This is a genomic window from Rubrivivax gelatinosus (assembly GCF_016583785.1).
In the GTDB taxonomy this organism is placed as follows: Bacteria; Pseudomonadota; Gammaproteobacteria; order Burkholderiales; family Burkholderiaceae_C; genus Rubrivivax; species Rubrivivax gelatinosus_B.
This window is the reverse complement of record NZ_NRRU01000013.1, coordinates 1-18099: the sequence shown is the minus strand read 5'-3', so window position 1 is coordinate 18099 and position 18099 is coordinate 1. Positions and strand designations below refer to the sequence as shown.

Below are 18099 nucleotides of genomic sequence, written 5' to 3'. Positions count from 1 at the left end.
CGCGTCGATGCTCGATCGGCGCGCCTTCGCTGCGCGGCTGGCCGCTTTGGCTGGCGCCTGCCTGACGCGGGCGCTGGGTGCTTCCGGCCCGGAGATTCGTCTCATGGCCGGGGAGAACGCAGAAGCGCGGGAGCTGCTGCAGCGGATCAAGGCGCGCTTCCCCGGGGCCAACGATTACGCGCCTGGTGTTGCGCGGCTCAGGGCGCCGGGCGTTCTGGTCGCATTGGGGCCTCAGGCACTGGCGCGTGCCGCCGGTGAGAGGTTCGATGCGCTGCTGGTCTCTCTTCTGGTCTCGCGTCAGGGCTACGAGCGCCTGCGGCCCGATCTCGCGGCGCGCGGCCTGCGCAGCACGGCCGTCTATGCCGAGGCCTCGCCCGCGCAGCAGATGCGCCTGATCGCCGCGATCTTCCGGCGCGAGATCACGGTGGCGACGCTGGTGTCACCTGCTTCGGCAGGTCTGGTGCCCGAGCTTCAGCGCGCGGCGACCGAGGCGCGCCTTCGGCTGCTGGTCGCCGAGGCGCCCCCGGCCCAGACGATGTCGCGCCTGCTGTCTCGCGTCGAGGATGCCCAGGCGCTGCTTCTGTTCCCGGACGCGACGCTTTACACGCCCGCCAGCCTGCGCGAGCTGCTGGAGGCCAGCTACCGGCGCCGGCTGCCGGTCATCGGCTTCTCGCCCTCTTTGGTCCGGGCCGGGACGCTGGCGTCCGCCTATGCCGATGCCGACGGGCTGGTGTCCCAGCTCGCCGCCCTCGTCGACGCGGCCACTGGCCGGCAACCGCCGGTGCCGCAGTACCCACGCTTCTGGCGCGCAGCCGTCAACGACAGCGTCGCGCGCTCGCTGGACATCGTCGTCGACGACGACGTGCGCCGCCTGGGAGATCGGCCATGAAGAACCTGCTCCCGCCCTCGTCCTGGAGCCTCGGCGCACGACTTCTGACCCTGGTGCTCGTTCCAGCGTGCGCGATGGCACTGGTGGTTTCGGTGGTCCTCTACGTGGTCACGAGTACGGAGGTCAACGAGGCTCTTGAGGAGCGAGGCCGCTTCCTGTCGGTGACGCTGGCCGAGGCGGTGCAGTACGGCGTCGTGTCGGGGAACACGTCAGCGGTCGAGGCGACGCTGCGCGGTGTTGCCGAGGCGGATCCGGTGGTCGCGGCGGCCCGGGTGCTCGACGCGGAACGCTGGCCGGTCGTCGAAGTTCGTTCGCGCCCGGGACAGGTGGCCGAGTGGCGCTTCGAGGCACCGATCTCGCTGAAGCCGCTCGACGTGGACCTGTACGACACGGCACCGGGCGTGCGGGGTACGGCCCGTTGGCTGGGATGGGTGCAGGTGGACCTGTCGCCGCAACCGTTGCTGGCCGGCTCCCGGCGTCGCCTGCTCCTGGGTGTGGCCCTCGTGCTGGCGGCGGCGGCCCTGGGGGCTGCGGCCGGGCTGCTGATGGCCCGCCGCCTGCGGAGGCCGCTGGAGAACGCCATGGGTGCGCTACGTTCGATCCGCGATGGCGACTACGCCGTCACGCTGACTCCGCGTGTCTCCGGTGAACTGGGCGAGCTGCAGGCCTCGATCGCGACGATGGCCCGCGCCGTGAAGCTCAGCCGGCAGTACCTGGAAGAGCAGGTGAGAGAACGCACCCGGGAACTGCAGCAGGCCGTCGAGCGGCTCACGGCCGCTGACGCCGAGAAGCGCCGCCTGATCGCCCGCGGCAACCGGCTGGTCGAGGAGGAGCGTCGCCGCATCGCAGTGGAGATCCACGACGAGCTGAACGCCGCGCTGGTGTCGATCCGCCTCATCGCGTCGTCGCTGGCGGAAGACGCGCGAGGGCAGGGTATGCACGCAGCCGCGGACGCCGCAGAGCGGATCGCACGCCTCACCGACGACCTGTACGGCAGGGCGCGAGCGATGGTGAAGCAGCTTCGGCCCGAGGTGCTGGACGCACTCGGCCTGGCGGGCGCGGTCGAGGAGATGGTCCGACAGTACGACGAGATCCACCCGCGTTGTCGCTTTCGGCTCAAGGTCGACCGCGACATCGGCCCGCTGTCGTACGACCAGGCCATCGGCGTCTACCGGCTGATCCAGGAGGCGCTCACCAACGTGGTCAAGCACGCCGAAGCGACGCAGTGCTCTGTGACGCTTGCGCGGACAGTGGGAGGCGCCGGGGTGCGCGTCGTCGTTGAGGACAACGGGGTTGGGATGCCGGCGGCTGTCGCTGCGACTTCGGGTCTGGGACTCGTCGGGATGCGCGAGCGGGTCGCGGCTTACGCTGGCGAACTGACGATCGACAGGGTGCCCGGTGGAGGAACGCGGGTCGCGGCGATGCTGCCGCTCGCCAGCGCAGACGACCGCGCGTAGCCGTCCCCCAGGTTGTTGAGGGCGAGGTGCTTCCTCTCGCCTGCGGCGCTGGATTTACGTCGGAATCCAGCGCGGCGCCTCACCGGATGGTGCCGCAGACTGTTCGTCGGCGGCGCCGACGCGCCGTTCTGAACGGAGCGATGCCATGTGGTTCTTCTTCGTGCGCGGCCCCCGACCCGATCTGCATGTCTGGCCTGGGCGTCGCATCGTGTCGGCGGTCGATGCTCTGGCCTGGCCCGCCGGGATCGCCGCCTGCATCTGCGCCGTTCCGGCCGACGCGGGGCTCGTCGGCATGGTTGGGCTGGCCGGCTGCGGTTTTCTGGCCATCCGGAGGCTCGCGCGGGCCGTCTTCGCAAACGAGCGCTATCGCCTCACCACCGTCGGGTTATGGAGACTGCTTGCGCCGCTGATCGTCTTTACTGCTTTGCTGAAGCTTGGCCAGATCCTGGTCGCAGGTTGAGTGCGTGCGCCGGCCGTGTTGCGAGACGAGATGGTCTAGCGCGCGCATGCACCGGACTCTCCGTCGCGCTTGCTTGTGTGACCCGAGTGCTGCAGCGAGGGGCATGCTTTTCAGTCGTAGCCCATCTGAAGCGCCTGCGCCTGCTCGGCAAGCTCTTGCCGCGCCTCTGCGCTGCGCTTCTCCTGCGCGGCCTTGTATGCCATCAAGTCGGCGAAGCAGACCCGCCGGTGCTTGCCTGCCTTGTGAAACGGCAGCGCGCCCGTCTCCAGCAGCTTGACCAGATGGGGTCTCGACACGTTGAGCAGGTCGGCCGCTTCCTGCGTGGTCAGTTCCGCATGGATGGGAACCACCTTCACTGCGTTGCCGTCGGCAAGCTCGGACAGGATGTCGACCAGCAGGCGCAGGGCCGACGTCGGCAGCTCCACGGCGTGCGCTTCGTTCTTCTCGTCGAAGATCTGGATCCGCTGGGTGTCCGACTGGGTTGAAAGGAACGCGGCGAGTTCCCGCTGTCCTTGGGTGGCCGCAGCGACCTCCCGCGCAACCGGAAGGGATGCCTCGAAGGTGGTGGGCTGGGTCATGGTGGACGGCTCTGCTGCACAAATGGTTATGCTCGCGATCGTATTCGAAATAAACGAAACGCTCAACGGGTGACCAGGTCGGACTGTGCAGTCGTGGTGGGCCGCCTTGCAGCGGCATGCAGCGCCTGGTGCAGCGGTCGTTGGCTACGGGCGCCTGGATCGCTGCGTGTGAGCCCGGCAGCTAGGCTATGAGCCGCGCCGCAATCTTCTTCGTCGACGAGGCGACGAACTTCTCCAGCCGCCCGGCCAGCGTGCGGGCCGAAGGCGACAGCGCCGGGGCGACTTGTTGCACGGCCTGGCTCATCGCTGCAGGCAGGCTTGCCGCGACGTCGGCGGCCTGCTGCTTCAGGTAGCGCGGCTGCATGCCGAGTTGCCGTGCGAGCAGGGTCAGGTGGTCCGCTCCCAGCTCACCGGGGCGTGCCTCGCCGCCGATCGCGAACGCGAACTCCGGTGACAGGCCCGGATACAACCGCGTGCACATCAGGTCGTAGAACGGCGTCAGCCTCACGCCCTGGCCCGGCAAGCTGTAGAGCGACAGGTTCTTGGCGTGGCTGTCGTTGTTGCCGACGTAGAGGTTGAAGAACACCCAGCGCACCAGGTGGCGCAGGTCCGGTGCCGGCTGGGCGCTGTAGCGTCTGACCAGCTCCGCGCAGGCGGCCAGTCCCGGCCCGCCTTCCTTCTCGTACTTGCGGTCCGACAGCGTGCCGGCCAGCTGGCACAGGTCGTACTGGACCAGCCGCGCCAGCGTGCCGTCCGGACGCGCCATGCGGTCGAAACGGCACACGACGCAGGACTCGGTGAGCGGCTCGTAGAACACCTCGGCCGTCGGCAGCCCGCAGAGGGCTGCGGCACGCATCACGATCGCCTCGTTGGCGGCGGAATGCCACACCTTGGCCAGGCGGCGGATGTTGGGCTTGAGGATGTGGGTCGATGGCGAGGTGCCCTTGGGCAGGCGCGGCACGCCGTCATCGAAGAGCGCGATGCTGGTCTTGTCCTGCGCGCCGGCCAGCGAGATGCGCGCGCCTTCGCCCTGAAGGTCGATCGCCGACGCCGAGCGCTTGCCGATGATGGCGGCGATGGCTTCCCAGGTGGTCGCCTCGTACCGCGGTGGCTCGGGCACTTGGCCGGGCGGTACGAGAACGCAGGCGCCTGCCGTGTCGCCCGCCACTTCGAGCAGCAGCGAGAACAGCGTCGAGGCTTTGCGCTGGGCCGCCAGGTACTCGCGCAGGTCGCCTTCGGGCAGCAGGTTCTCGAAGAAGGCTTGCACGGCGGCCGAGTCCTGCCGGCCCGGCTGCAGCGCGATCGTGGCCAACGACATGCGCTGCCCACCGGCCAGCCAGCCGGGCGCGTACTCGAACGCCAGCGGCATGCTGTCGTGCACCGTGCCGACCAGCTCGCTGCCGTACCAGACGTCCAGGCGATCGGGCCGCGGGTCCATCATCGGCTCCTCACAGCGAACGCGACGCCTTGCTGCGCACCACGACTTCCAGTCCGAGCAGGTCCAGGATGTCCAGCGCCTTCTGCAACTGCACCGTGGGCTTGCCGTTCTCCAGGTCGACGATGAAGCGGTTGCCGGTGTTGCCCAGGCCGGCCAGGTCCAGTTGCGTCAGGGCCAACTGCTTGCGTTGGCCGCGGATGGTGGCGCCCAGTTCGGCGGATGAGCGGATCGAGATCTCGGACGAGTCTCGATGACCGAGCGGGAAGTTTTGTGTCGAGGGAGGCATCGCGACACCAAGGAATTACTGATCGGTAAGTCTGAGGCGCGCATGCCCTGATGTCAACCGGATAATGACCGATCGGCAATTTGTGAGGTTCCGGGCGACGCTGCGGGAGTCCGTTCAGGACCGCGTCGGTGGAGTTGGACGTAGCGCGTGGAGCCACTGCGGGGTACTGCGCCCCATGAAGCGCCGACCCAATACAGACGGCAGGCGGGCTGGCAAGAGGAGGCTTGTCTCGCGCAGGGCTGGGCTGGATTTGCCTCCGACTGGGTTTACTATAAAATCCAACTTAACGAGATTAACGAGAGACCCGGCGCCTCCACCTTAGCTGTAGTCGTCCCAGTCATGGAGACGATGCTCCATGTCGCCGGCCACGGCCAGGAAACAACCCCTGACTCCCTACTGGGCGGCCGATTCCAGCGAGCTGCCCCCGGACCCATGAAGACAGATTCCTTGCATCTCCCCTCCGACTCCCAAGTCGGGAACACACGTACCCCCAGACCCGGCCTTGCCGACTACGTCAGTCTCGAAGCGACTCGCGCCCTGCTCAACAGTAGCTTGGCCGCACGCAGTGCGCGCCTGGCGGCCGACGACATGGTTTCGACCGACGAGGCCGCTGAACTCGCCGGCACCAGTCGGGTCACCGTCAACGCCTGGATCGCCAAAGGCCGGTGCATCGGCCTGTCCCAGACCAAGCGCGGTTTCCGCCTGCCCCGGTGGCAGTTCGAGCCGCTGGTCTGGCCGCTGCTGCCCAAACTCGCTGCTGCGCTCGGCACGACCGAAGGCTGGGCGCTGCTCGCCTTCCTGGAAACGCCCCACGGCGCTCTTGGCGGCGTCACGCCACGCGCGGCCATCGAGCAAGGGCAAGGCAAACGTGTTCTCGACATCGCTGAGCATGAGGGCAACTGACCCTCGCCCATGAAGCTCGCAGAACTCGAACACGCACCCGACTTCATCCTTCCGGCGCCCAGGATCTTGTATCGGGTGCAGCGCTTGCGGTCGCGCCGCGGCGCCGTGGCGGTCGGACCGCTCCGCATTCCGCCCCGCGGCCTCCTCCTGAACCGGTTCGATCTGGTCGACGACGAGGTCGCGTACTTCGCCGAGACGAGCGAGGCGGCGGTCTACGAGACGCTTGCGCGGCGGGAGGCCACCTCGCTGTCCATGTCGACGCTTGCAGGCCGCGGGCTGCTCACCCTCCAGACGACGGCGCCCCTGCGCCTGCTGGACCTGCGATTCCACGCCAGCGCCTGGCCGGTGTTGCAGTCGCTGCGCTACCGCGAGACCCAGGAACTGGCGGGCGAGGCGCGCAACGCCGGCTACAGCGGCATCTCCTACCGTTCGGCGCAGCAGTACGGCTCGGACTGCGTCGTGCTGTTCGGCTCGCTGGCGATGCGCTGCGTCCGGCTCCTCACCAAGCTGCCGCTGGTCCACCCGTCGGGTGCTATGCACCGAGCGGCGGCGGATGCCATCCGCGGGGCGAAGGTGCCGCTTACTCCGTGAGGTTGGGCCGCGTCAGGAGACCATGCGGCCGCGCTGCATGCGCGCGAGTTCGTCCCACGTCCGGCCGAGCGGCCGCTGGAGGTTGGCGTGCGCCAAGTACGCTCGCGCTTCGTACAACGACATGCCGACTGAAGCGTGGCCTGGCTAGAGTCCACTACGCGCCCGTAGCGCGGCCCGTCCCAGTTGACGCGGGCGAGCCCCAGCTTGTCGGTGTTATCGACGCTGACCTGGAGTGCCCGCAGGTCTTCGTACGGCATCAGGAGCACGGCGTCGGTCGCATCTTCGTGCGTGAGTTGCCGGGCAACGGCGCTGCATTCGAAAGTCTGCTTCCGGCAGCCGCCGACATTCGCCGCCTGAGCGCGACCGACAGCAGACGGGGTGGAGCAGTCGCTGGCGCAGCCTACCTTTCACCGCGTGGCCGCAGGCCTGCCCCTGCTCCACTCCTCCACCTCCACCCGCCGCCACCCGATCGACCTCTCGCTCAGTTGGACCGGCTTCGGGAACGTCTGCCGGTTGATCATCCGGTAGATCGTCGACCGCCCTAGGCCAGTCAGTCGCATGACCGATTGCAGACGCATGAAGCCGTCGGGTTCCGCGGATGGCCGAAGGCTGCGGGCATTGAAGCTGTACGGCATGGCGTTCTCCAGGGGCGTTGCCACGCGTTCACTCTAGTCCCGCAGTGTTCGCCGGCGCCGCTGGATTCCGCCGGAAATCCTGGTCCCGTCAGGTCGCGACCCTCTCAGCCAAGCGCGCCGGGCGCCTGATCGCACAATGGCGCTCAGCCCTTGGCTTCGGCATTTCCATCCGCCTGTTTCGACATCCTGAACCGGCCCCGCGGTGTCTCCTGGCTCTCCTCGACCTCCCCGGCCGCCAGTCTCCTCAGCATCTCGGCCCACACCCCCAGCGCCCGCCGCCGCTCGTCGAAGTAGTCGTAGCGGTTGTAGGTGCCCTCGACGTCGCGCAGCTTGTGGTTCAGCGAGCGTTCGGCGACGAAGCGGTCGACGCCGAGAGCGGCCATGTGGCTGCGTGCGGTGCGCCGCATGTCGTGGACCGTGAAGTGTTCGACGCCGTCGAGTTCCAGCCGCCGAAGTGCCAGGTTCAGCGTGTCGGGGCTGACGTGCGGGAACCGGTTGCGCTGCCCTGTGTCCGGGCGGATCCCGACGCGGCGTCTCGGCGGGAAGAGGTAGTCGCTGCAGCAGGAGAGCAGCCGCACTTCGTTCAGCCATGCCAGCACGGGCTCGGTCAGCGGGATCTCGATGCGGGCGCCGGTCTTCGTGCGCTCGGGCCGCAGCAGCCAGACGCCCGCTTCGAGATCGAAGTCGTCCCAGCGTGCGCCCAGCAGTTCCATCTTGCGCACGCACAGCGCGAGCAGCAGCCATACGGACAGCTCGTTGATGCGGCCGAAGCTCGGCGTGTTGCGCATCGCCTTGGCCAGCGCCTGCAGTTCGGCGGTGCTGAGCCAGCGCTCGCGCGGCCGTTCGGTGCCGCCGGCGTCGCTGAGGTCGAAGCTCGCCGCGGGGTTGCGGTCCACCCACTGCCGCTTCATCGCTAAGTGGAACATCCGGAACAGGATGCGCAGCGCGTCGTTGGCGATCGTCGGCGCGCCGCGCTTTACGGTGCGCGTCAGCACCTGGTCGATGTGGTGCTCCCGGACGTCGACGATCTGCACCGTGCCGATGACCGGGTACACATGCCGCTCCAGAATGCGCTCGACCACCTTCGGGTGCTTGTAGCGCTCCGCGATGTGCCGCGCGTGCCAGAGCTTGCCGAGTTCGCGCACGTCCCGGGCGTCCGCCAGCCGCGCCTTCACGTCCTGCTTGGCAGCCGCGATGTCCACGCCCTGCTGCACCTGCGCCCGGTCGCGTCGCGCCAGTTCGCGTGCGTCCTTGAGCGAGAGGTCGGGGTAGCGCCCCAGCACCTTCTCGCGCTGCCGCCCGCCGATGCGATAGCGCAGGATCCACGACGCCTTGCCGACGGCCGCCGACGCGTCGCTGGCGATGAACGTCAGCCCGTCGCCGATGCTCTTGTTGGTGGGGCCGGCCGCGAGCCAGGCTCGCAGTGTCCGATCGGTAATGCTCTTCTCAGTCCCAGTCACGGTAGTTCTCCGTTTTGGGTGTGAGGTTCGCCGCCCGGATGGGCTGACGAGGTGTGAGGTTCGGGCTCGAACCTCACAGTAAACCTCACACGGTTCACGCACTTCGGCGGAACCGCCTGAGACGTCCTGGTGACCGAAATCCCAGGAACATCAAGGGGTTAGGTGCGTTTTTGGGACGCCCCGAACACCCCCGAAAACCTACTCGATGTTTTGCACCTGCTCGCGCATCTGCTCCACGAGCACCTTCATCTCGACCGAGATCGCGGTCAGCTCGATCGCCGGCGACTTCGAGCCCAGCGTGTTCGCTTCGCGCTGCAGTTCCTGGATCAGGAAGTCCAGGCGCTTGCCGAGTTCGCCGCCCTTCTTCAGCAGGCGTTCGATCTCGTCCAGGTGCGAACGCAGGCGCGTCAGCTCCTCGGCGACGTCGATGCGGATCGCGAACGCGGCGGCTTCGGCGAGTGCACGCTCCTGCAGCGCGCTCGCCGGCACGGTGGCGCCGGCGTTGGCGTTGTGCAGCGCTTCGTTCCAGCGCTCCAGGAAACGCTGCTGCTGGCGCTGCACCACCTGGGGCAGCAGCGGCTCGGCCTTGTCGGCCAGGTCGCGCAGCTTGTTCAGGCGGTCGACGAGCATCGCCACCAGGCGCTTGCCTTCGCGTGCCCGGGCGTCGCGCAGGCCTTCGATGCACAGCCTGGCCGCTTCCAGTGCGGGTTCGTCCAGGCGCTCGCTGCCGGCACCGCTGCGGCACCACTGCAGCACCTCGTTGACCGACAGACCGCGCGCCTGCGACATCCAGCCCTGCACCGAAGCCTCCAGCCGGACCAGCCGGTTCAGCTGCTCGGAGCTGGGGTTGGGCCAGGCGCTGTCGTTGTCGCGCGCGGTCGAGATGCGCAGCTCGATCTTGCCGCGACGGAACGCCGTGCCCAGCAGGTCGCGCAGCGCCGGCTCCAGCCCGCGCAGGTCGTCGGGCATGCGAAACGAAAGGTCCAGGAAACGCCCGTTGACCGACCGCGCCTCCACGGTCACGGAGGCCTTGGACGGGCCGTCGGACGCGGGCGCCGAAGCGGCGTTGGCATACCCCGTCATGCTATAAACGGCCATCGATTTCCACCCCTCGAAAAGCCGGCGATTATGTCAAAGCCCAAACCTGCTCCGCTGCCTTCGGGCACCGTGGTCGGGGGCTACCAGATCGTCAAGAAGCTCGCCGCTGGCGGCTTCGGCGTCGTCTACCTCGCCGAGGGGCAGGACAAGCAGCTCGTCGCGATCAAGGAATACCTGCCCTCGTCGCTGGCCGAACGCTCGGCCGGCGAGCTGACGCCGCGCGTCAAGCCCGACAAGCAGCCGTTGTACCGCCTGGGCCTGAAGAGCTTCTTCGAAGAAGGCCGCTCGCTTGCGCAGATCAGCCACCCGAGCGTGGTCTCGGTGCTGAACTTCTTCCGCGAGAACGAGACCGTCTACATGGTGATGAACTACCTGCAGGGCGACACGCTGCAGGACTTCATCGTCACCGCGCGCGACCTGAAGCGCGACAAGGTGTTCCGCGAGAGCACGATCCGCAGCCTGTTCGACGAGATCCTGCGCGGCCTGCGCATCGTGCACCAGCACAAGATGCTGCACCTGGACATCAAGCCGGCCAACGTCTTCGTCACCAACGACAACAAGGCGGTGCTGCTGGACTTCGGCGCAGCACGCGAAGTGCTGTCCAAGGAAGGCAACTTCATCCGGCCCATGTACACGCCGGGTTTCGCCGCGCCCGAGATGTACCGCCGCGACGGCTCGCTGGGCCCCTGGACCGACATCTACGCCATCGGCGCCTGCATCTACGCCTGCATGCAGGGCTACCCGCCCAACGACGCCCCGCAGCGCCTGGAGAAGGACCGCCTGGCGCTGTCGCTCTCGCGGTTGCGCAACGTCTACTCGGACAACCTGATCGAGGTCACCGAGTGGTGCATGTCGCTGGACCCGCTGTCGCGCCCGCAGAGCGTGTTCGCGCTGCAGAAGGAACTGGCGCGCGAGACCGAGCGCCGCTACACCAAGCTGAGCTTCAGCGAGCGGCTCAAGCTCCAGATCGAGACCATCAAGACCGGGCAAAAGGCCTGACGCCCGATGCGCTTCGCCGTCTACCAGGTCAGCCGCAAGGGCGGCCGCGAGAAGAACGAAGACCGCATGGGCTACTGCTACACGCGTGACGCGGGCCTGTTCGCGCTCGCCGACGGCATGGGCGGGCATCCAGAGGGCGAGGTCGCGGCGCAGCTGGCGCTGCAGACGCTGGCGGCGGTCTTCCAGCGCGAGGCGCGGCCCTCGCTGCGCGACCCGATGCGCACGCTGCACGACGCGATCATCGCCGCGCACCACCAGCTGCTGCGCTACGCCACCGAACGTGCGCTGGTCGACACGCCGCGCACCACGGTCGTCGCCTGTGTGCTGCAGGGCCACTCGGCCTACTGGGCACACTGCGGCGACTCGCGGCTGTACATGGTGCGCGGCGACAAGCTGATCGCGCGCACCCGCGACCACTCCTATTCCGAGCTGCAGGACACGCTGTCGCAGGTCGTGCCGATGGGCGAGCGCTACAACCGCAACGTGCTCTTCACCTGCCTGGGCAGCCCCGGCAAGCCGGTCGTCGACACCGCCGGCCCGCTGCTGATGCAGGCCGGCGACCGCATCCTGCTGTGTTCCGACGGGCTGTGGGGCCAGGTCAGCGACGCCGTCATCACCGAGCATCTGACGCAGCGGCCGATCTCCGACGCCGTGCCCGAACTCGTCGAGCAGGCGCTGCGCCTGGGCGGCGCGCGCAGCGACAACGTCACCGGCATCGCCGTCGAATGGGAAGGCGCCGAGGACGGCGACAGCTCCGGTGGCATCTCGACGATGTCGCTCGGCGACCAGGTCTTCGCGTCGACGATCCAGGCCAGCATGGCCGGCGAGCCGGCGGACGAACTCGACGAAGCCGAGATCGAGCGGTCGATCCGCGAGATCAACGAAGCGATCAGGAAGTCATCGCAGAAGCGATGACTTCCTGATCGCTTGCAGCGATCCTTTCTGTGCGCTCCCCGAGCCCCCTCCGCGAGGGGGCTCCAGTTTGAAGGTCGCACCCCTGCCCCTCCAGGAGGGGTTCTGGTTCGACGGACGATGGGGCCGGGCGGCGACAATGGCGGCTTCGTTTTGCGACTCTCCTGCCATGACCTTCGTCCGCTCCGCCGGCCGCGCCCACGATGCGCTGCGCCCGGTCACGATCACCCGCCACTACACCAAACATGCCGAAGGCTCGGTGCTGGTCGCCTTCGGCGACACCCAGGTGCTGTGCACCGCGTCGGTCGAGGAGAAGGTGCCGCCGCACAAGCGCGGCAGCGGGCAGGGCTGGGTGACGGCCGAATACGGCATGCTGCCGCGCGCCACCCACACCCGCGGCGACCGTGAAGCCGCCCGCGGCAAACAGAGCGGGCGCACGCAGGAGATCCAGCGCCTGATCGGGCGCTCGCTGCGCAGCGTCTTCGACCTCGGCGCCCTCGGCGAGCGCAGCATCCTGATCGACTGCGACGTGCTGCAGGCCGACGGCGGCACGCGCACCGCGGCGATCACCGGCGCCTTCGTCGCCGCGCAGGATGCGGTTACGTGGCTGCTGGCCCAGGGCCGCATCGCCGCCTCGCCGATCCGCGAACACGTCGCCGCGATCTCGGTCGGCATCGTCGAGGGCACGCCGCTGCTGGACCTGGAGTACATCGAGGACTCGGCCTGCGACACCGACATGAACGTCGTCATGACCGGCGCCGGCCACTACGTCGAGGTCCAGGGCACGGCCGAAGGCGTGCCGTTCACGCGCGTCGAGATGGACGCGCTGCTGGCGCTGGCCGGCAAGGGCATCGCCGAACTCGTCGCGGCCCAGCGCGCGGCGCTGGCGGCGGCCTGAGGAGCGAAGGCGGTGCTGCGCCTCGTGCTCGCGTCGAACAACGCGAAGAAGCTGAAGGAACTGCGTGCGCTCTTCGGCACGCTGGCGATCGAACTCGTGCCCCAGGGCGAACTCGGCATCTCTGAAGCCGAGGAGCCGCACCACACCTTCGTCGAGAACGCACTCGCCAAGGCGCGCCACGCCGCGCGTGCCGCCGGCGGCGCCGCTGTCGCCGACGACTCGGGGCTGTGCGTCGACGCGCTCGGCGGCGCGCCGGGCGTGATCTCGGCGCATTACGCGCCGCTGCCGGCCGAAGCCGCAGCCCTGGCCGACCGTGAGGCCCGCCGCGCCGCGCAGGATGCCGCCAACAACGCGCTGCTGCTGGAGCGCATGGCCGGCGTCGCCGACCGCCGTGCCGCCTTCGTCAGCGTCATCGTCGCGCTGCGCCACGCCGACGACCCCGAGCCGCTGGTCGCGTCGGGCCGCTGGAGCGCCGAACTGCTGGCCGAACGCCGTGGCAGCGGCGGTTTCGGCTACGACCCGCTGGTCTACGTGCCCGAACTCGGCGCGACGGTGGCCGAACTCGACGCGGCGACGAAGAACGCGCACAGCCACCGGGCCCGCGCTGCGGCGCAGATGAGCGCCATGCTGCGCGAAGCCTGGCACCTTGGCTGATACCCGCGCCGAAGTCGCCGTGCGCTGGCTCAAACCCGGCGCCGTGCGCCTGGACGCGCTGCCGCCGCTGGCGCTGTACCTGCACGTGCCCTGGTGCCTGCGCAAGTGCCCGTACTGCGACTTCAACTCGCACGAGATCGCCGGCGGCGGTGGCCGCCCCGACGCGGCGCTGCAGGCGCAGTACGTCGCCGCCCTGATCGCCGACCTCGACGCTTCGCTGCCGCTGGTCTGGGGCCGGCCGGTGCAGAGCGTGTTCATCGGCGGCGGCACGCCCAGCCTGCTCGAGCCCGAGCTGATCGACCGGCTGCTGGCTGCGGTGCGCGCGCGCCTGCCGCTGGTGCCGGGCTGCGAGGTCACGCTCGAAGCCAACCCCGGCACCTTCGAGCGCGAACGTTTTGCCGCCTTCCGCGCCGCCGGCGTCACGCGGCTGTCGATCGGCGTGCAGAGCTTCGACGACGCCTCGCTGGTGGCGATCGGCCGCGTGCACGACGCCGCCCAGGCGCGCGCCGCGGTCGAGGAGGCGGCACGCGCCTTCGACACCTTCAACCTCGACCTGATGTACGCGCTGCCGGGCCAGGACCTGGCGGCGCTGGCACGTGAACTGGACACCGCGCTGGCCTACGCGCCGCCGCACCTGTCGATCTACCACCTGAGCCTGGAGCCGAACACGCGCTTCGCGTCGGCGCCGCCCTCCGGCCTGCCGGACGACGACCTCGCCAGCGACATGCTGGACCTGATCGCCGAACGCACCGCGGCCAGCGGGCTGGCGCGCTACGAGGTCTCGGCCTTCGCGCGCCCGGGCCACCGCTGCGTGCACAACCAGAACTACTGGCACTTCGGCGACTACCTCGGCCTGGGCGCCGGTGCGCACGGCAAGCTGTCGTTCGCCGAACGCATCGTGCGCCAGGTGCGCTGGCGCGAGCCGCAGGCCTACGTCGAGCACGCGCTCGCCGGCAACGCGGTGTCCAACGAACACGAGGTCGGCGCCGCCGAGCTGCCGTTCGAGTTCATGCTCAACGCGCTGCGGCTGAAGGACGGCTTCGAGCCGGCGCTGTTCGCCCAGCGCACCGGCCTGGCGCCGACGGCGCTGGAGCCGGGGCTGACGCAGGCGCTCGAACGGGGCCTGCTCGAACACCGAGACGGCCGGCTGGCGCCGAGCGTGCGCGGCTTCGACTTCCTCTCCGACCTGCAGCAGCTGTTCCTGGCGCCGTCCCGAGGCCGCAGCCTCTAGACGTGCAGCAGCTTGACCCCGGCGACGACCAGCAGCGTCGCGATCGCCGGGCGCAGCACGCCTTCGGGCAGGCGCGAGCCCAGGTGCGAGCCGAGGATGATCCCGGGGATCGAGCCGATCAGCAGCGTGCCCAGCAGCAGCAGGTCGACGTTGCCCATCAGCAGATGGCCGGTGCCGGCGATGATGGTCAGCGGGATCGCGTGCACGATGTCCGTGCCGACCAGGCGCGTCGGCGTCATCCGGAACGGGTAGAGGTAGACCAGCATCACCGCGCCCAGCGCGCCGGCCCCGATCGAGGTCAGCGTCACCAGCAGGCCGAGGATGGCGCCGGCCAGAACCGTCATCGCCGGCTGGGCGCGCTTGAAGTCCAGCGGCGACAGCGTGCGCAGCTTCAGGCCGACGGCCTGCACGCGTTTCTTGAACAGCATCGCGACGGCGGTCAGCAGCAGCACCGCGCCGAGTGCCGCCATCAGCATGCCGCTCTTCAGCTGCGCGGCGTTGCTCAGGTGCAGCCAGGCCAGCGTCGCGATCGAGGTCGGCAGGCTGCCCATGCACAGCAGCTTCAGCACCTCCTTGTCGACGGTGCCGCGCGAGTGGTGCACGAAGCCGCCGACGGTCTTGGTGATCGCGGCGAACCAGAGGTCGGTGCCGATGGCCGAAGCCGGGGCGACGCCGAACAGCAGCACCAGGATGGGCGTCATCAGCGCCCCGCCGCCGACGCCAGTGATGCCCACGACCGTGCCGACGCCGAAGCCGGCAATGGCGTTCACCCACGAGGCGTCCAAATCCGTTCCTTGCATCAATACCGGGCGCCGATGCTAGCCGCACGCATGAAGGCGTGCGGGCCGGGACCCATGGCTACGGGGGCAGCAAGGACCGGGCCGCGCCGCGGCCCGTGGTTGCGGGGTCAGACGCGCGTCGTCGCCATGCCGGCGGTGCTGCGCAGGCGTTCGATCAGCGCCGGGGCGATGCGCGTCAGCGGCAGCACCTCGTGCGCGGCGCCGTGCGCGATCGCTTCGCGCGGCATGCCGAAGACGACGCAGGTGGCCTCGTCCTGGGCCACGTTCCAGCTGCCGGCGTCGCGCATCTCGCGCATCGCCCGCGCGCCGTCGGCGCCCATGCCGGTGAGCATCACGCCGAGCGCGTTCTGGCCGACGACGCGGGCCGCCGACTGGAACAGCACCTCGACCGAAGGCTTGTGGCGGTTGACCGGGTCGCCGTCGCGCACGCGGGCGATGTAGTTGGCGCCGGAGCGTTCGACCGACAGGTGCAGGCCGCCCGGCGCGATGTAGGCGTGGCCCGGCAGCACACGTTCGCCGTCCACGGCTTCGGCGACGCGGATGCGCGCCAGCCCGTTCAGGCGGGCGGCATAACTCTTCGTGAAGCCCGGCGGCATGTGCTGGGTGATCATCACCGCCGGCGCGTCCGGCGGCAGCTGGGTGATGACTTCGCGCGTGGCTTCGGTGCCGCCGGTGGAGGCGCCGATGAAGATGATCTTCTCGGTCGACAGCCGGCCCAGCGGGCTGACCATCGCCGGCTTGGCGGGGCTGCTGCCCGGGGCGGCCGGTGCCGGCGTCGCCAGCCGGTGCACACGTGCCTTGGCCGCGGTGCGGACCTTCTCGGTGATGTCGTCGCCGAGCTGGCGCAGGCCGTCGGCGACACCGATCTTGGGCTTGGAGACGAAGTCGACGGCGCCGAGTTCCAGCGCCTTCATCGTCACCTCGGCGCCGCGTTCGGTCAGCGTCGAGACCATCACCACCGGCATCGGCCGCAGCCGCATCAGCCGCGACAGGAAGTCGATGCCGTCCATGCGCGGCATCTCGATGTCCAGCGTGATGACGTCCGGGTTCAGGTTGCGGATCATCTCGCGCGCGACCAGCGGGTCGGACGCGGCGCCGACGCAGATCATGTCGGGCTGCTGGTTGATGATCTCCGCCAAGAGGCCGCGCACGAGGGCGGAGTCGTCGACGACGACGACACGGGTCTTGCTCATCTTGATGTTCTCTCCTGCCTGTGCGGCGCCGTCCTCAGAACAGGTCGACGCTGCCGCCGCTGCTGCCGGCGGGCACGCGTTGGGTGGCTGCAGCACGTTCCTGCGCCACCAGCGCCTCGGTGTTGGCCGAGGCGAGCTTCTTCACCATTGCCTTGCCGCTGTGCGGCAGGAAACACACCTTGCGCGGATAGATGTCCAGCACGTCCTTGCTGACCACCGTGATGCGCTCGGTGCGCAGGTAATCCATCACGAAGGCGGTGTTGCGTTCGCCGACGTTGATCGTGTTCATGCCGCTGATGACCGCGCCGCCGCCGAAGACCTTGGCCTCCATCGTCGAGCGCGTCGCGCCGCGCTTGATCATCTCGTTGATCAGCAGTTCCATCGCGAACGAGCCGTAGCGGCCGCAGTCGGCGCTGCCGCCGGCGTCGGGCAGCATGAAGTGGTTCATGCCGCCGAGCTTCTTCTCGCGGTCCCACAGGCAGGCGGCGATGCACGAGCCCAGCGTCGTCATCACGAGGATGTCCTCGTCGTAGACGAAGAACTCGCCGGGCAGCACCTTCACCGCTTCGTTGCGGAAGTGAGAGTCGTAGAAAAAGAAGGATGCCTCGCCCGGGCGGCGCGGTGCGCTCTTGAGGCGTTCCAGGCGCGACGGCCCGGCGGCGGGCGCACGAGCGGCCTGTACCGCGGAAGAAGGGGCGAGTGACATGGTCGTCATATCGTCCTGTTCGGACCGGATCTTGAGTCGGGACTGCTTCGCAAGCGCGCTCAGACGCGCTCGTAGATCGTCTTTCCGCGCAATCTGAACAGGTCGCGCGAGTCGGTGAAGTTCTCCGAGTGGCCGACGTAGAGCAGGCCGCCCGGTTTCATCGCCGCATGCGTGTGCTCGAGCACCTTGCGCTGCGTCGGGTTGTCGAAATAGATCATCACGTTGCGGCAGAACACGATGTCGAAGGGGTCGCCGAGTGCCGACCAGCTCGCGCTCATCAGGTTGAAGCTGCGGAACTCGATCAGCCGCGCGAGCTCGGGCTTGATGCGGATGAAGCCTTCGTTCTGCGCCGTGCCGCGCAGGAAGTGGCGCTTCAGGCGCTCGGGCGACAGGCCGCGCGCGTCGGCGCCGTAGACGCCGCGCGAGGCCGTGGCCAGCACCTTGGTGTCGATGTCGCTGCAGATGATCTTCACCTGCGCCGAGCTGCCCAGCGTCTCGGCGACGGTCATCGCCAGCGAGTACGGCTCCTCGCCGGTCGAGGCGGCGTTGCACCAGATGCGGATCGGCTTGGAGGCACGGGCGCGCAGGTCCTCGACGAGGGCGTGGAAGTGGTGCTCCTCGCGGAAGAAGGCGGTCAGGTTGGTGGTCAGGCAGTTGACGAACTCCTGCCATTCCTGATCGGAGCCGCCGCGTTCAAGCGCCTGCAGGTAGCTCGAGAAGTCGCGGAAGCCCGTCTCGCGCAGCCGGCGCGACAGGCGGCTGTAGACCATCGCCTGCTTGCCGGCGTGCAGGCTGATGCCGGCGCGCTGGTAGATGAGCTGCCGGATGCGCTCGAAGTCGGCCGCCGAGAGCGTGAACTCCTGTTCGGCGACATTGGCCAGCACGGGCAGGGGAGCGTTCATGGGGCGGGG

At 69.0% G+C, this 18099-nt stretch carries 20 protein-coding genes; 10 read left to right on the top strand and 10 right to left on the bottom strand.

Going from position 1 to position 18099, the window contains the following annotated elements; all coding sequences use genetic code 11:
- Nucleotides 1-7: 7 nt before the first annotated feature.
- The 3 genes from CKO43_RS05155 to CKO43_RS05145 all read left to right on the top strand — a co-directional run bounded on the left by CKO43_RS05155 (nucleotide 8) and on the right by CKO43_RS05145 (nucleotide 2806).
- Nucleotides 8-889, top strand: coding sequence for a type 1 periplasmic-binding domain-containing protein (locus CKO43_RS05155; RefSeq protein ID WP_200378026.1), 882 nt, complete (start codon nucleotides 8-10; stop codon nucleotides 887-889).
- The gene (locus tag CKO43_RS05150) at nucleotides 886-2346 is read left to right on the top strand and encodes a HAMP domain-containing sensor histidine kinase (RefSeq protein ID WP_200378025.1); all 1461 of its coding nucleotides are present in this window, start codon (nucleotides 886-888) and stop codon (nucleotides 2344-2346) included. Before CKO43_RS05155 ends, CKO43_RS05150 begins: the two co-directional genes overlap by 4 nt.
- A gap of 145 nt (nucleotides 2347-2491) precedes the next feature.
- Nucleotides 2492-2806: a hypothetical protein gene (locus CKO43_RS05145; protein ID WP_200378024.1), complete on the top strand. Its 315-nt coding sequence runs from the start codon at nucleotides 2492-2494 to the stop codon at nucleotides 2804-2806.
- Nucleotides 2807-2916: 110 nt separating this feature from the next.
- Here the strand turns inward: CKO43_RS05145 and CKO43_RS05140 are convergent, their stop codons facing one another.
- From CKO43_RS05140 to CKO43_RS26290, 3 genes are all read right to left on the bottom strand, one after another.
- A complete protein-coding gene (locus CKO43_RS05140; RefSeq protein ID WP_200378023.1) occupies nucleotides 2917-3384 on the bottom strand; it encodes a helix-turn-helix domain-containing protein in 468 nt (155 codons plus the stop codon).
- A gap of 181 nt (nucleotides 3385-3565) precedes the next feature.
- The gene (locus tag CKO43_RS05135) at nucleotides 3566-4822 is read right to left on the bottom strand and encodes a type II toxin-antitoxin system HipA family toxin (RefSeq protein WP_200378022.1); all 1257 of its coding nucleotides are present in this window, start codon (nucleotides 4820-4822) and stop codon (nucleotides 3566-3568) included.
- 10 nt (nucleotides 4823-4832) lie between these two features.
- Nucleotides 4833-5000, bottom strand: a complete 168-nt coding sequence (locus CKO43_RS26290; protein WP_346728209.1) for a helix-turn-helix domain-containing protein — start codon at nucleotides 4998-5000, stop codon at nucleotides 4833-4835.
- Nucleotides 5001-5540: 540 nt separating this feature from the next.
- On the opposite strand from CKO43_RS26290, the gene CKO43_RS05125 reads away from it, so the two are divergent.
- Both CKO43_RS05125 and CKO43_RS05120 read left to right on the top strand, forming a co-directional pair.
- Nucleotides 5541-6011, top strand: a complete 471-nt coding sequence (locus CKO43_RS05125) for a MerR family transcriptional regulator (RefSeq protein WP_200378020.1) — start codon at nucleotides 5541-5543, stop codon at nucleotides 6009-6011.
- Between the two features lie 9 nt (nucleotides 6012-6020).
- A complete protein-coding gene (locus CKO43_RS05120; protein ID WP_200378019.1) occupies nucleotides 6021-6602 on the top strand; it encodes an RES family NAD+ phosphorylase in 582 nt (193 codons plus the stop codon).
- Nucleotides 6603-7009: 407 nt separating this feature from the next.
- On the opposite strand, the gene CKO43_RS05115 is transcribed toward CKO43_RS05120, so the two are convergent.
- The 3 genes from CKO43_RS05115 to CKO43_RS05105 form a co-directional block, all read right to left on the bottom strand.
- Nucleotides 7010-7261, bottom strand: a complete 252-nt coding sequence (locus CKO43_RS05115; protein ID WP_346728208.1) for a helix-turn-helix transcriptional regulator — start codon at nucleotides 7259-7261, stop codon at nucleotides 7010-7012.
- Between the two features lie 119 nt (nucleotides 7262-7380).
- Nucleotides 7381-8799 (bottom strand): tyrosine-type recombinase/integrase, encoded by a 1419-nt coding sequence (locus CKO43_RS26285; RefSeq protein ID WP_346728207.1) that lies wholly within the window; start codon nucleotides 8797-8799, stop codon nucleotides 7381-7383.
- A gap of 96 nt (nucleotides 8800-8895) precedes the next feature.
- Nucleotides 8896-9795, bottom strand: a complete 900-nt coding sequence (locus CKO43_RS05105; RefSeq protein ID WP_200229579.1) for a YicC/YloC family endoribonuclease — start codon at nucleotides 9793-9795, stop codon at nucleotides 8896-8898.
- A 30-nt stretch (nucleotides 9796-9825) separates the two neighbouring features.
- Here CKO43_RS05105 and CKO43_RS05100 point away from each other — a divergent pair, with 30 nt between their 5' ends.
- The 5 genes from CKO43_RS05100 to hemW all read left to right on the top strand — a co-directional run bounded on the left by CKO43_RS05100 (nucleotide 9826) and on the right by hemW (nucleotide 14489).
- Nucleotides 9826-10794: a serine/threonine protein kinase gene (locus tag CKO43_RS05100; protein ID WP_200229581.1), complete on the top strand. Its 969-nt coding sequence runs from the start codon at nucleotides 9826-9828 to the stop codon at nucleotides 10792-10794.
- 6 nt (nucleotides 10795-10800) lie between these two features.
- Nucleotides 10801-11709 carry a PP2C family protein-serine/threonine phosphatase gene (locus tag CKO43_RS05095; protein WP_200229583.1) on the top strand — a complete coding sequence of 303 codons (909 nt, stop codon included), beginning with the start codon at nucleotides 10801-10803 and terminating at the stop codon, nucleotides 11707-11709.
- A gap of 166 nt (nucleotides 11710-11875) precedes the next feature.
- Entirely contained in the window at nucleotides 11876-12604 is a 729-nt protein-coding gene (gene rph / locus CKO43_RS05090) for a ribonuclease PH (RefSeq protein ID WP_200378018.1), read from the top strand.
- Between the two features lie 15 nt (nucleotides 12605-12619).
- Nucleotides 12620-13258: an RdgB/HAM1 family non-canonical purine NTP pyrophosphatase gene (gene rdgB / locus CKO43_RS05085; RefSeq protein WP_200378063.1), complete on the top strand. Its 639-nt coding sequence runs from the start codon at nucleotides 12620-12622 to the stop codon at nucleotides 13256-13258.
- Entirely contained in the window at nucleotides 13251-14489 is a 1239-nt protein-coding gene (gene hemW / locus CKO43_RS05080) for a radical SAM family heme chaperone HemW (RefSeq protein WP_200378017.1), read from the top strand. Before rdgB ends, hemW begins: the two co-directional genes overlap by 8 nt.
- Here hemW and CKO43_RS05075 read toward each other — a convergent pair.
- The 4 genes from CKO43_RS05075 to CKO43_RS05060 form a co-directional block, all read right to left on the bottom strand.
- Entirely contained in the window at nucleotides 14486-15289 is an 804-nt protein-coding gene (locus CKO43_RS05075) for a sulfite exporter TauE/SafE family protein (RefSeq protein ID WP_200229589.1), read from the bottom strand. The genes hemW and CKO43_RS05075 overlap by 4 nt on opposite strands.
- A gap of 107 nt (nucleotides 15290-15396) precedes the next feature.
- Nucleotides 15397-16482 (bottom strand): protein-glutamate methylesterase/protein-glutamine glutaminase, encoded by a 1086-nt coding sequence (locus CKO43_RS05070; RefSeq protein WP_200229591.1) that lies wholly within the window; start codon nucleotides 16480-16482, stop codon nucleotides 15397-15399.
- Nucleotides 16483-16516: 34 nt separating this feature from the next.
- Nucleotides 16517-17188 (bottom strand): chemoreceptor glutamine deamidase CheD, encoded by a 672-nt coding sequence (gene cheD, locus CKO43_RS05065; RefSeq protein ID WP_200229593.1) that lies wholly within the window; start codon nucleotides 17186-17188, stop codon nucleotides 16517-16519.
- A gap of 59 nt (nucleotides 17189-17247) precedes the next feature.
- Nucleotides 17248-18090 (bottom strand): CheR family methyltransferase, encoded by an 843-nt coding sequence (locus CKO43_RS05060; RefSeq protein WP_200378016.1) that lies wholly within the window; start codon nucleotides 18088-18090, stop codon nucleotides 17248-17250.
- Between the last annotated feature and the right edge of the window lie 9 nt (nucleotides 18091-18099).